General features: G+C 73.9%; 9 protein-coding genes and 1 tRNA gene. 6 read left to right on the top strand and 4 right to left on the bottom strand.

The annotated features are described in order from the left end of the window. Window positions 1-32: 32 nt before the first annotated feature. Complete coding sequence (gene ppc / locus AC2EAQ_RS11105) at window positions 33-2,873, bottom strand: phosphoenolpyruvate carboxylase (protein ID WP_484643523.1); 2,841 nt, start codon at window positions 2,871-2,873, stop codon at window positions 33-35. Between the two features lie 83 nt (window positions 2,874-2,956). Between ppc and hemC the strand changes: the two genes are divergently transcribed. From hemC to AC2EAQ_RS11085, 4 genes are read left to right on the top strand one after another with little or no spacing between them, the layout of a single operon-like run. Continuing rightward, window positions 2,957-3,916, top strand: coding sequence for a hydroxymethylbilane synthase (hemC, locus tag AC2EAQ_RS11100; protein WP_484643513.1), 960 nt, complete (start codon window positions 2,957-2,959; stop codon window positions 3,914-3,916). A gap of 21 nt (window positions 3,917-3,937) precedes the next feature. Further along, window positions 3,938-4,702, top strand: a complete 765-nt coding sequence (locus AC2EAQ_RS11095) for a uroporphyrinogen-III synthase (RefSeq protein ID WP_484643509.1) — start codon at window positions 3,938-3,940, stop codon at window positions 4,700-4,702. Window positions 4,703-4,715: 13 nt separating this feature from the next. Beyond that, complete coding sequence (locus AC2EAQ_RS11090; protein ID WP_484643505.1) at window positions 4,716-5,840, top strand: uroporphyrinogen-III C-methyltransferase; 1,125 nt, start codon at window positions 4,716-4,718, stop codon at window positions 5,838-5,840. A gap of 13 nt (window positions 5,841-5,853) precedes the next feature. Beyond that, the gene (locus AC2EAQ_RS11085) at window positions 5,854-7,104 is read left to right on the top strand and encodes a heme biosynthesis HemY N-terminal domain-containing protein (protein ID WP_484643499.1); all 1,251 of its coding nucleotides are present in this window, start codon (window positions 5,854-5,856) and stop codon (window positions 7,102-7,104) included. Window positions 7,105-7,111: 7 nt separating this feature from the next. On the opposite strand, the gene argE is transcribed toward AC2EAQ_RS11085, so the two are convergent. Beyond that, entirely contained in the window at window positions 7,112-8,284 is a 1,173-nt protein-coding gene (argE, locus tag AC2EAQ_RS11080) for an acetylornithine deacetylase (protein ID WP_484643495.1), read from the bottom strand. Window positions 8,285-8,321: 37 nt separating this feature from the next. Between argE and AC2EAQ_RS11075 the strand changes: the two genes are divergently transcribed. Continuing rightward, window positions 8,322-8,398: transfer RNA gene (locus AC2EAQ_RS11075), tRNA-Arg, on the top strand. A gap of 64 nt (window positions 8,399-8,462) precedes the next feature. Continuing rightward, on the top strand, window positions 8,463-9,029 hold the full coding sequence (gene greB, locus AC2EAQ_RS11070) for a transcription elongation factor GreB (protein WP_484643490.1): 567 nt from the start codon (window positions 8,463-8,465) through the stop codon (window positions 9,027-9,029). Here the strand turns inward: greB and AC2EAQ_RS11065 are convergent. Together AC2EAQ_RS11065 and AC2EAQ_RS11060 are read right to left on the bottom strand one after the other, a co-directional pair. Beyond that, window positions 9,008-9,661 (bottom strand): response regulator transcription factor, encoded by a 654-nt coding sequence (locus AC2EAQ_RS11065; RefSeq protein WP_484643487.1) that lies wholly within the window; start codon window positions 9,659-9,661, stop codon window positions 9,008-9,010. The two genes, greB and AC2EAQ_RS11065, sit on opposite strands and share 22 nt — an antisense overlap. 26 nt (window positions 9,662-9,687) lie before the next feature. After that, the gene (locus tag AC2EAQ_RS11060) at window positions 9,688-11,721 is read right to left on the bottom strand and encodes a sensor histidine kinase (protein ID WP_484643481.1); all 2,034 of its coding nucleotides are present in this window, start codon (window positions 11,719-11,721) and stop codon (window positions 9,688-9,690) included. Between the last annotated feature and the right edge of the window lie 52 nt (window positions 11,722-11,773).

The following is an 11,773-nucleotide window of genomic DNA, read 5'->3' as shown; positions in this document are numbered from 1 at the left end:
GTGGCGATTCCCACGCAGCCCAGCGCCGTGGCTCAGCCGGTGTTGCGCAGGCCCGCCGCGATGCCGTTGATCGACAGGTGGATGCCGCGCTTGACGCGCTCCACGCCCGGGTCACCCGCCTTCGGGTGGCGGTAGCGCCGCATCAGCTCGACCTGCAGGTGGTTCAGCGGGTCCAGGTAGGGAAAGCGGTGCTCGATCGATCGCGCCAGCGCGGGGTTCGACGCCAGCCGTGCCTTGTCGCCGGTGATCAGCGACAGCATCTCGTCGGTGCGCGTCCACTCGGCCTGCACCGCCGCGAAGATGCGACGCGCAAGCTTCCTGTCCTCGACCAGTTCCACGTAGCGCGCGGCGATGCGCAGGTCGCTCTTGGCCAGCACCATGTCCAGGTTGGACAGCAGCGTGCGGAAGAACGGCCATTGGCGATGCATCTTCTGCAGCAGCGCGAGCCGCTCGCGCCGGCGCGGCGCGGAGGTGCCGAGCCAGGACTCGATGGCACTGCCGAAGCCGGCCCAGCCCGGCAGGGCCACGCGGCACTGGCCCCACGAGAAGCCCCAGGGGATGGCGCGCAGGTCCTCGATGCGGCGGCCGGCCTTGCGCGACGCGGGGCGCGAGCCGATGTTCAGCTCGGCGATCTCGCGGATCGGCGTGGCCTCGAAGAAGTAGTCGGTGAAGCCCGGCGTGCCGTAGACGAGGGCGCGGTAGGCGTCGTAGCTGGCCTGGCTGAGTTCCGCCGCGGCGTCGAGGAAGGCCTTGGGCGGGCTCTTGGTCGGGTGCAGCAGCGTGGCTTCCAGCGTGGCCGCCACCAGCGTCTCCAGGTTGCGCCGGCCGATCTCGGGGTTGGCGTACTTGGAGGCGATCACCTCGCCCTGCTCAGTCAGGCGGATCTGGCCGTTCACCGTGCCCGGCGGCTGCGCCAGGATCGCCTGGTAGCTCGGGCCGCCGCCGCGGCCCACCGTGCCGCCGCGGCCATGGAACAGGCGCAGGCGCAGGCCGTGCGCCTGGCGCAGCGGCTCGAACAGCGCCACCAGCGCGGTCTCGGCGCGGTAGAGCTCCCAGTTGCTGGTGAAGAAGCCGCCGTCCTTGTTGCTGTCGCTGTAGCCGAGCATGATGTCCTGCTCGGCATGCGGGCCGACGCGGCTGCGCAGGATCATCGGCAGCACGCCGGGCAGCTCGTAGTAGGCGCGCATGATCGGCTCGGCCTGGCGCAGGTCCCCGATGGTCTCGAACAGCGGCACCACGATCAGGTCGGCCTGGGCGTCGCGGTCGAGCGTGCCGCGCATCAGGCCGCACTCCTTCTGCAGCAGCAGCACCTCCAGCAGGTCGCTCACCTCCTCGGTGTGGGAGATGATGTAGTGGCGGATCGCGTGGCGGCCGAAGGTGGCCAGCGCGCGGCGCGCGGCCTCGAACACCGCCAGCTCGCCCCGCGCCAGCTCGCTGTAGTCGTGCCCCATCACGCGCAGCGGGCGCGCGTCGCACAGCAGCGCCATCAGGCAGCGGCGCCGGGCGGTCTCGTCCAGCGCGGCATAGTCGTCCTCGATGCGCGCCGTTCGCAGCAGCTCGGCCACCACCGCCTCGTGCTGGTCGGAGCTCTGGCGCAGGTCGATCGTGGCGAGGTGGAAGCCGAACACCTGCACGGCACGCATCAGCGGCGCCAGGCGCGGCGCGATCAGCGAGCTGGCATGGTGGTGGTGCAGCGACGCCTCCACCGTGCGCAGGTCGGCCAGGAACTCGTCCGCCGTGGCATACGGGTTCTGCGGCGCCACCGCGTGGCGCAGCGCCTCGGTGCCGGTCAGCGCCTGCAGCGTCGCCGCCAGGCGCGCGTAGACGCCGATCAGCGCGCGACGGTAGGGCTCGTCCTCGCGGTGCGGGTTGCGGTCCGGGCTGCGCTCGGCCAGCGCCAGCATCGCCGGGCTCACCGGGGCCAGCGTCTGCGAGATCGACAGCTCGCCACCCAGCGCATGCACCTCGGTGAGGTAGTGGCGCAGCGCCACCTCGGCCTGGCGCGACAGCGCCAGCTCCAGCGTGTGCGCGCCGACGTTGGGGTTGCCGTCGCGGTCGCCGCCGATCCAGTGGCCCATGCGCAGGAACGACGGCACCTCGTGGCCGTGCAGCGCGCGCTCCAGGTCGCGGTACAGGCGCGGGATCTCGCGCAGGAACGTGGCCTGGTAGTAGGACAGCGCGTTCTCGATCTCGTCGGCCACGGTCAGCTTCACCGGGCGCAGCATCCGCGTCTGCCAGAGCTGGGTCACGCGCGCGCGCAGCAGGGCCTCGTTGTCCTCGCGGCCGCGCTCGGTGGCCAAGCGGTCGCGCTCGCCCACCAGTTCGGCGATCGCCCGCTCGGCGTCGAGGATGCTCTTGCGCTGCACCTCGGTCGGGTGCGCCGTCAGCACCGGGCTGATGTGGGCCTGCTGCAGCGTCGAGGCCACTTCGCCGGCGCGGATGCCCGTGTCGAACAGGCGCTCCAGCGCCATCGCGAGCGAACCTTCCTGCAGGTGGCCCTCGCGCTCGTGCACCTCGCGCCGCCGCACGTGGTGGCGGTCCTCGGCGATGTTGGCCAGGTGCGAGAAGTAGCTGAAGGCGCGGATCACGCTCACTGTCTGGTCGCCGCTCAGGTTCTTCAGCAGGCGGTCGAGCACGCGGCCGGCGGACGCATCGCGCTTGAGCCGGTAGGCCACCGACAACTGTCGCACGCGCTCGATCAGCTCGAAGGCCTCGGCGCCCTCCTGCTCGCGGATCACGTCGCCGAGGATGCGGCCGAGCAGCCGGATGTCCTCCATCAGCGGCCGGTTCTTGGCGGCGGCGTCGGCATCGGCGCGTTCGGCGCGGGCGGCACGGGAAGCGCCGGAGGCGGTGCGGGCAGGCGGTCGCGGCATGGCGGTCGGGCGCTTCGGCGCGGTGTAATCTGGTTACGGGAATCGATGTTACCAAGCGCGCCCGCGGGCCAGATAATGGCCGCATGAGCTCGCCCCGTGACACCCTCCTGAGCGGTCGACGCCTGACCATCGCCACGCGCGAAAGCCGCCTGGCGCTGTGGCAAGCAAGACATGTGCAAGCCCTGCTGGCCGCGCGCTTCGGCGTCGAGGTGGAACTGCTGGGCATGACCACGCGCGGCGACCAGATCCTCGACCGGGCGCTGTCCAAGGTGGGCGGCAAGGGCCTGTTCGTCAAGGAGCTGGAAGTGGCGCTGGAGGAAGGCCGGGCCGACCTCGCGGTGCACTCGCTCAAGGACGTGCCGATGGACCTGCCCGAGGGCTTCGCGCTGGCCGCGGTGCTCGAGCGCGAGGACCCGCGCGATGCCTTCGTCTCGCCGCGCCACGCCTCGCTCGACGATCTTCCGGCCGGCGCCTGCGTCGGCACCTCGAGCCTGCGCCGCGTGGTGCAGATCGCCGCGCGCCGGCCCGACCTGCGCATCGAGCCGCTGCGCGGCAACCTCGACACCCGGCTGCGCAAGCTCGACGAGGGGCACTACGACGCGATCGTGCTGGCTGCCGCCGGGCTGATGCGCCTGGGCCTGGCCGATCGCATCCGCGCCCGCTTCGACGCCGGGCAGATGCTGCCGGCGGCCGGACAAGGCGCGCTGGGCATCGAGGTGCGCGCCTCCGACACCGCCCTGCGCGACGCGCTGGGCACGCTGGTGGACCGCCCCGCCTGGCTGGCGGTGCATGCCGAACGCGCGGTGTCGCGCGGGCTCGGCGGCAGCTGCTCGGTGCCGCTGGCCGCGCATGCCACCTGGGACGGCGCGACGCTGCGCCTGGACGCCGCGCTCGGCGACGCCAAGGCGCCCACGCGGGCCCTGCTGCAGGCCCGGGTGCAGGCCGCGGTGACGGACACCGCGGCCGCCGAGGCGCTGGGCGCCTCGGCCGTGGACCTGCTGCGCCGACAGGGCGCCGCCGACTACCTCGCCGCCGGCGCCTGAGGCACCACGGTGGGGCCCACGGTGCTGGTCACTCGGCCCGCGGCCCAGGCTGGTGCGTGGGTGCAGCGGCTGCGCGAGGCCGGCTTCGACGCCCGGGCACTGCCGCTGCTGGCGATCGATCCCGCCGACGGCGCCGACGACCGGGCCGCGCTGCAGGCCCAGTGGCACGGCCTCGCGGGTCGGGCCCTGGCGATGTTCGTCAGCCCGAATGCGGTCGAGGGCTTCTTCGGCGCCCGGCCCGACGGGCTGCCATGGCCCGACGGCCTGCGCGCCGGCGCCACCGGCCCGGGCACGGTCGAGGCGCTGACCCGCGCCGGGGTGCCCGCCGCGGCCTGCGTGGCGCCCGACACCCCGCCCTACGACTCGGCCGGCCTGTGGGCGCGGCTTTCGGCAGAGGACTGGACCGGACGCTCGGTGCTGGTGGTGCGTGGCGACGGCGGCCGCGACGAGTTCGCGCAGGCGCTGCGCGGGGCCGGTGCGAGGGTCGACTTCGTCCAGGCCTACCGGCGCAGCCTGCCGCGCTGGACGGACGCCGAACGCGCCCTGGCCGCCGCGGCGCTGGCCGCCCCCGGGCGCCACGTGTGGCTGCTCAGCAGCGGCGAGGCGGTGGGCCATCTGGCACACCTGCTGCCGGGCGCGGCGTGGCACGAGGCCCGGGCACTGGCTTCGCACGAGCGCATCGCCGGGCGCGCCCGCGACGCCGGTTTCGGCCGGGTGGCGCTGGCCCCCCCCACGATCGGGGCGGTGGTGGCCGCGCTGCGCGGCCTGGAAGAGGCGGCTCCGTAGAATCGGCGTCATCGTGAACACGCCTCTCGTCGACGCTGCCGCGGCGGCAGCCTCGGCTCCTGCAGCACCCGCACCCCCTGCCCCACGCCGCCTGCCGGCGTGGATCGCCCTGCTGGCCATCGCGCTGGCCGCGCTGGCACTGGCCATCGCCTGGGACTCGCAGCGCCGCATCAAGTCGCTCGAGCGCGAGCTGGTGCAGCGCCAGGACGCGAGCCAGCGCGACGCCGCCGAGGCCCGCGCGCTGGCCCGCACCGCGCAGGACCAGTCGCGCGACGCGGCGGCCAAGTCCGCGTTGCTGGAGGCGCGCGTGGCCGAGGCGGCGATGCAGCGGTCGCAGGTGGAGGAGCTGCTGCAGTCGGTGGCGCGCTCGCGCGACGAGAACGTGGTGGCCGACGTGGAAGCGGCGATCCGCGTGGCGATGCAGCAAAGCGCAATCACCGGCAGCGCCGAGCCGCTGCTGGCCACGCTGCGCCAGGCCGACGAGCGCCTGGCGCGCTACAACCAGCCGCGCCTGGAGCGGGTGCGGCGCGCGGTGCAGCGCGACCTCGAGCGCACGCGCGCGCTCGGCCTGGTGGACGTGTCCACGCTGACGGCGCGCATCGACGAGGCGGTGCGCCAGGTCGACGACCTGCCGATGCTGGCCCAGGCCCCGCGCCCGGGCGCGGCCCGCGCCACCGCCCCGGCCGGCAGCGCCGCCGGCGCGGCGCCGGCGGCGGCGAGCGCAGCGGCCTCGGCCGCCGCGCCGGCAACGGGCGACTGGCGCGCCCGCGCGTCGGCGTGGTGGCGCAGCGTGGCCACCCAGGTGGGCGACGAGCTGCGCGCCCTGGTGCGCGTGACCCGGGTGGAGCCGGCCGACAGCGCGCTGATCGCGCCGGACCAGCAGTTCTTCGTGCGCGAGAACCTCAAGCTGCGCCTGCTCAATGCCCGGCTGGCGCTGTTCGCGCGCCAGTTCGAGATCGCCCAGGCCGACCTGCGCGAGGCGCAGGCGTCGATCGACCGCTACTTCGACCGCAGCTCCAAGCGCGTGACCGCCGTGACGGACCTGCTGCGGCAGGTGGGGGCCCAGGCGCGCCAGTCGGCGCTGCCGCGGCCGGACGAGTCGCTGTCGGCCCTGGCGGCGGCTGCCGCCGGGCGCTGAGAGGAGCGCGCCGATGCGTTCCGCGATCTGGCTGGTGCTGGTGGCGATCGCCGCCGTGGTGGCCGCCACCACGCTCGGCCGCAACGACGGCCTGGTCAGCCTGTACTGGAGCGGCTGGCGCCTGGACCTGTCGCTCAACCTGTTCGTGCTGGGCTTGCTGGGCACCTGCCTCGCGCTGGTGGTGGTGATGCGCGGCCTGCAGTCGCTGCTCACCCTGCCCGAGCGTGCGCGGGAATGGCGCACCCACCGCCGCGAGCGGGCTGCGCAGGCGGCGCTGCGCGAGGCGCTGCTGGAGTACTTCGGCGCGCGCTACGGCCGCGCTCACAAGGCCGCGGCCCGCACCATCGCCATCCTCGACGCCACCACCGACGCGACCGGCGAGGACTCGACGCGCGCGCTGGCGCATCTGCTGGCCGGCGCCAGCCTGCACCGGCTGCAGGACCGCCCGCAGCGCGACCGCCAGGTGGCGCGGCTGGAAAAGCTGCAGCGCCTGCCGCGCAGCGGCGCGCGCGGCTCCGAGGACGCGCTGGCCCTGCTGGCGGCCGAGTGGGCGCTGGACGACCGCGACGCGGCCAAGGCGCTGGCCGTGCTGGCGGCGCTGCCGCCGGGCGTGGCCCGTCGCACCCAGGCGCTGCGCCTGAAGCTGCAGGCCCAGCGACTGGCCGGCGATCCGGGCGAGGCACTGCGCACGGCGCGCCTGCTGGCCAAGCACCAGGCGTTCTCGCCGGTGGCGGCCCAGGGCCTGCTGCGGTCCCTGGCCGTGGAGGCGCTGGACGCCGCCCGCGACGCGGACCAACTCCAGCGCGCCTGGCAGCAGCTCGACTCGCTGGACCATCTCGACCCCCTGGTGGCCGCGCGCGCCGCCCGGCGCGCGGCGGGCTTCGGCGCGCATGCGCTGGGCCGGCAATGGCTGCAGCCGAGCTGGGACCGGCTGGCCGAGCTGCCGCGCGACGAGCGCGAGGCCGTGGCCCTGGCGCTGGCGCGCAACCTGGACGGGCTGGGCCCGGACTGGCTTCCGCGACTGCAGAGCGCCGAGCAGGCCCTGCCGCTGGAACCCGCGGTGCAGGCCGTGGTGGGCAGCGCCTATGCCGAGCGCGGCCTGTGGGGCAAGGCGCGGGCGCCGCTGGAGCGCGCGGCGGTGGCGCCCACGCTGGCCGGCGACGCGCGGCGCGACGCCTGGCGCCGGCTGGCCCAGCTGGCACGCGCCGAGGGCGACGAGCCGCGCGCGCTGGACTGCGAGCGCGCCGCGATGGCGGTGCGCTGACCCCGCCTCAGACGATCGACGCCGCGACGCCCGGCCCCGCCAGGGCTTGGAGGTAGCGCTCGCAGTGCGCCAGCTGTTCCAGGCTGACAAACTCGTCGGGCTGGTGCGCCTGCGCGATGAAGCCGGGCCCGCACACCACGGTGGAGATGCCCGCGCGGTGGAACAGGCCGGCCTCGGTGCCGAAGGCCACCAGGGTGGTGTCGCTGGTGCCGGCCAGGCGCTGCGCCAAGGCCAGCGCGGGCTCGTCGGCGCGCGCCAGGAAGTCGGGCACGGCGCAGATCGTCTCGAAGCGAAAGCCGGTGGACGCGTCCACCGCCTGCATCGGCCGCTCCAGGGCGGCGGCGGCCTGCCGCACCGCGCGCTGCATCGCGTCCGCATCGTGCCCGGGCAGGTTGCGGAACTCGTAGTGGAAGCTGCAGTCCTCGGGCACCACGTTGTCGGCGATGCCGCCGTTGATCACGCCCACGCTGGTGGTGCTGAAGGGCACGTCGAAGCCCTCGTGGAACGGGCCCTCGGCGCGCCAGCGCTCGCCCATGTCGGCAATGCGCGTCACCAGCCGCGCGCCGGCCTCGATCGCGTTGACCGAGCTGGGCGTCAGCGACGAATGCGCGGGCTTGCCCTTGATGCAGCAGCGCCAGCGGAACACCCCCTTGTGCGCCACGGCCGGCACCATGCCCGTGGGCTCGCCGACGAAGCACAGGCGCGGGGCGATGCCGGCGTCGCGCAGGTCGGCGATCAGGTGCGGCACGCCGAAGCAGCCGGTCTCCTCGTCGTACGAGAACGCGTAGTGGATGGCGAACGGCGCGTCGGCCTCGAGGTAGCGCCGTGCCTGGGCCACCGCCAGGCCGATGAAGCCCTTCATGTCGGCGCTGCCGCGACCGTACAGGCGGCCGTCGGCCAGCTCGGCACCCAGCGGGTCGCGCGTCCAAGCCTGGCCGTCCCAGGGCACGGTGTCGGTGTGGCCGGAAAGGATCACGCCGCCGGGCTTGCCCGCGCCGAGGGTGGCGAACAGGTTGGCCTTGCGCCGGTCTTCGTCGTAGGTCAGGCGCACCGGCACGCCGAGCGTGCGCAGGTGATCGGCGATGCACCCGATCAGCGGCAGGTTGGATTCACGGCTGACCGTGTTGAACCGAAGCAGGCGGCGAGCCCAGTCCAGCGACTCGTGGGAAAGGTCCGTCATGGGGGGACTTTAGCGCCTGCTATACTCTCGCCCCTTCGCGGCTGTAGCTCAGTTGGATAGAGTACTTGGCTACGAACCAAGGGGTCGTGGGTTCGAATCCTGCCAGCCGCGCCAACATCCACAACGGGTTACGAACGTGAGTTCGTAGCCCGTTGTCCTTTGCGGCGGCGCCAGCAGCGTGAACAAGGCCTTCACCCGGGAAAGCGACGGCGACCAGGACGACGACGACGGCGCGTCGGCCCTGCCGCCACTGCCCGCGGGCGCCCGCAACTACATCACCCCGGCCGGCTATGCCCGGCTGCGCGCCGAGCTGCTGGGCCTGCTCGACGAGGAGCGGCCCAAGGTGGTGGAGACCGTGTCGTGGGCGGCCAAGAACGGCGACCGCTCGGAAAACGGCGACTACCTCTATGGCAAGAAGCGCCTGCGCGAGATCGACCGCCGCATCCGCTTCCTGACGCGCCGGCTGGACATCGCCGAGGTGGCCGACCCGGCGCTGCACCATGGCCGCGACCAGGTGTTCTTCGGCGCCACGGTCACCTATGCCGACGAGTCCGGCGAGGAGCGCACGGTGACGATCAAGGGCATCGACGAGGCCGACAACCTGGCCGGCGAGGTGAGCTGGGTGTCGCCGGTGGCGCGCGCGCTGCTCAAGGCGCGGGTGGGCGACGAGGTGACCCTGGTGACGCCGATGGGCCCGCAGCGCATCGAGGTGATCGAGGTTCGCTACCCCGCGCCGGCATCCTGAGCGCGCAGCAGGTTGGCCAGCTCCACCGCGGAGCGCACCTTCATCTTGTCGAACACGCGGGCGCGGTGCACTTCCACCGTGCGCACGCTGATGCCCAGCGCGTCGGCCACCAGCTTGTTGGGCTTGCCGTCGATCACCAGCCGCATCACCTCGCGCTCGCGCTCGGTGAGCTCGGCCAGGGCCTGCGCCACCTTGTCGCGTTCGCGCCGGCCCTCCAGGCCGCTGCGGCTGGCCTCCAGCGCCTGCTCGATGCGGTCGACCAGCGCGTTGTCGGAGAACGGCTTCTCGACGAAGTCGAAGGCGCCGCGCTTGACCGCCGCCACCGCCGTGGGCACGTCGCCGTGGCCGGTGAGGAAGATCACCGGCAGGCTGGCCGTGAGGCCGCGCTCGACCAGGCGGTCGAACAACGCCAGGCCGCTCATGCCGGGCATGCGCACGTCCAAGAGCAGGCACGACGGCGCGGTCGGCCAGGGCCCGGGCGGGCGCGCGTCGAGCATGGCCTCGAATGCCTCCGCGCTGGCGTACGCCTCCGACAGCAGGCGCCGCGTGCGCAGCAGCCAGGCCAGCGCGTCGCGCAGCACGTCCTCGTCGTCGACGATGTAGACCATCGGCAGTCCGAGCGGCGTGTGCATGGGACAAGTATCGCGGAAGCGCCCCGTCAGCGCGCACTGCGCAGGGTGAAGCGAAAGCGCGTGCCGCCGAGGCCGGTGTCGAAGTCCAGCGCGCCGCCGTGCTGTTCCACCACCGTGCGGCACAGCGACAGGCCCAGGCCCATGCCCTCGCTGCGGGTGGTGAAGAAGGGCGTGAACAGGCGCTGCGCCACGTCCGGCGGGATGCCCGGGCCGGCATCGACGACCGAGAACTCGACCCAGTCGGCATTGACCGACCGCACGCGGATCTGCAGCACGCGGCGCTCGGGCGGCGTGTCGGCGCCCTCCATCGCCTGGATGCCGTTGCGGGTGAGGTTGAGCAGCACCTGTTCGACCATGGTGCGGTCGGCCATCACGCGCGGCGCCGGCGTGGGCTGCTCGACGTCGATGCGGGTGCCGCTCTTGCGTGCCTGCAGGCGCACCAGCGGCATCACGGCGTCCACCAGCACCGTGGTGGACACGGCCTCGCGGGCCTGCTCGCGCCGGCGCACGAAGTCGTGCACGCTCTTGATGGTGCGGCCGGCGCGGTCGGCCTGCTCGGCGATGCGCGTCATCGCCTGGCGCAGCATCTCGCGGTCGGCCGGGTCGGGCGGGCTGCCGTCCTCCAGCAGGTTGAGCGAGCCGCTGGCATAGCTGGCGATGGCCGCGAGCGGCTGATTCAGCTCATGGCTGAGCAGCGAGGCCATCTCGCCCACGGTGGCCAGGCGCGCGGTGGCCTGCAGCCGGTCCTGCTGCTGGCGCGACAGCTCCTCGATCCGGCGCTGCTCGGTCAGGTCCACCGCGGCGCTCATCCAGCCGGTCTGGCGGCCACTGCTGTCCACCAGCGGCGCCTCGTAGATCACCACCGGGATGCGCTCGCCGCTCTTGTGCATGAACACCGTCTCGTAGCCGATGCGCGCGTCGGCGCTGCCGCCGCGCAGGCGCTGCGCCTGGCGCGCGGTGTACTCCTCCACGCGTTCGGGCGGCCAGTACGGCGGCACCCCCGCGCGGAGCAGCTCGTCGGCGTCGAAGCCCACCATGCGGCAGAAGGACGGGTTGACGTAGGTGATGCGGCCTTCCAGGTCGCGCGCGCGCAGGCCGGTGACCAGCGAGTCCTCCATCGCCTTGCGGAACGCCAGCGCCTCGGCCAGGCGCTCCTCGGCGGCGGCGCGGCGGCGCACGTCGCGCGCCAGCATCAGCACCAGGGCCATCAGCGCCAGCGACAGGCCCACTACCAGCGCCACGCTGAGGTTGGGGATGAGGTGCGGGCGGCCGTCGCGGCTGTCGGCGCGAAGCTGCAGCTTGACGCCGGGCAGGTCCACCACCCGCTCGGCGCGGTAGACACCGGCGCCGCGGGCGGTACCGGCCCGGGCGAGACGGGCGCCGTCGCCCTCGACCAGCGACAGCTCGTGCGCGCGCTCGGGGTCCGACACCAGCGCGGCCTCCAGCAGCTCCTGCAGCGAGAACGTGGCCACCAGCATGCCGCCCTGCTCGCCGTCGAGCACGACGCACAGGTCCATCAGCTCCTTGCCGCCGCCGCCGACCAGAGGCGCGAAGTAGCTGCGCGAGTAGGCCGGCGAGCCGGTGCGGCGCGCGTCGTCGCAGGCGGCCTGCGCCTCCAGGCTCTGCGACGGGCGCGGGATCACGCTGAACATCGTCTGCAGGTGCGGCGCCTGCACCGCGTCGAGGATGTTGAAACCGGCGTCGCGCAGTTCCACGCGCACCAGCTCCGGCCGCACGCCGAGCAGGTCGGCCGAGGCGGCGCGCCACTGCTGCGGGCTGCGCTCGCTCCAGACCAGGATCTGCATCGTCTGCAGGCTGCGCAGCAGCAGCTGGCGCAGCTCGGCCGCCGACGCCGCGGCGACCCGCTCGGTGCGGTCCTGGGCACGCGAATCCTCGTACACCAGCACCAGGGCCACCAGCAGGGCCTGGGCCACGGCCAGCAGGCCGATCATCAGGCTCCACAGCAGCACCCGGCGCCAGCGCCGCCGGTCGGCGGCCGCGCCGGGACGGTGCCCGGCGGCGGCCACAGGGTCGGGGACGGCGGGTTCGGCCGGGGGCATCGCGGGCCAGTATTGCCCACGCCGGACGCAAACCCGATACGCGGTTTCTCGC

It is taken from the genome of Aquabacterium sp. T101, assembly GCF_057219775.1.
The sequence above is the reverse complement of the archived record's forward strand: the minus strand, read 5'-3'. Positions and strand labels throughout refer to the sequence as shown.

Excerpts from the sequence above, each read along its gene's own strand:
- ppc (WP_484643523.1), bottom strand. The coding sequence starts at position 2,873 with ATGCCGCGACCGCCTGCCCGCACCGCCTCCGGCGCTTCCCGTGCCGCC.
- hemC (WP_484643513.1), top strand. The coding sequence starts at position 2,957 with ATGAGCTCGCCCCGTGACACCCTCCTGAGCGGTCGACGCCTGACCATC.
- AC2EAQ_RS11085 (WP_484643499.1), top strand. The coding sequence starts at position 5,854 with ATGCGTTCCGCGATCTGGCTGGTGCTGGTGGCGATCGCCGCCGTGGTG.
- argE (WP_484643495.1), bottom strand. The coding sequence starts at position 8,284 with ATGACGGACCTTTCCCACGAGTCGCTGGACTGGGCTCGCCGCCTGCTT.
- AC2EAQ_RS11065 (WP_484643487.1), bottom strand. The coding sequence starts at position 9,661 with ATGCACACGCCGCTCGGACTGCCGATGGTCTACATCGTCGACGACGAG.
- AC2EAQ_RS11060 (WP_484643481.1), bottom strand. The coding sequence starts at position 11,721 with ATGCCCCCGGCCGAACCCGCCGTCCCCGACCCTGTGGCCGCCGCCGGG.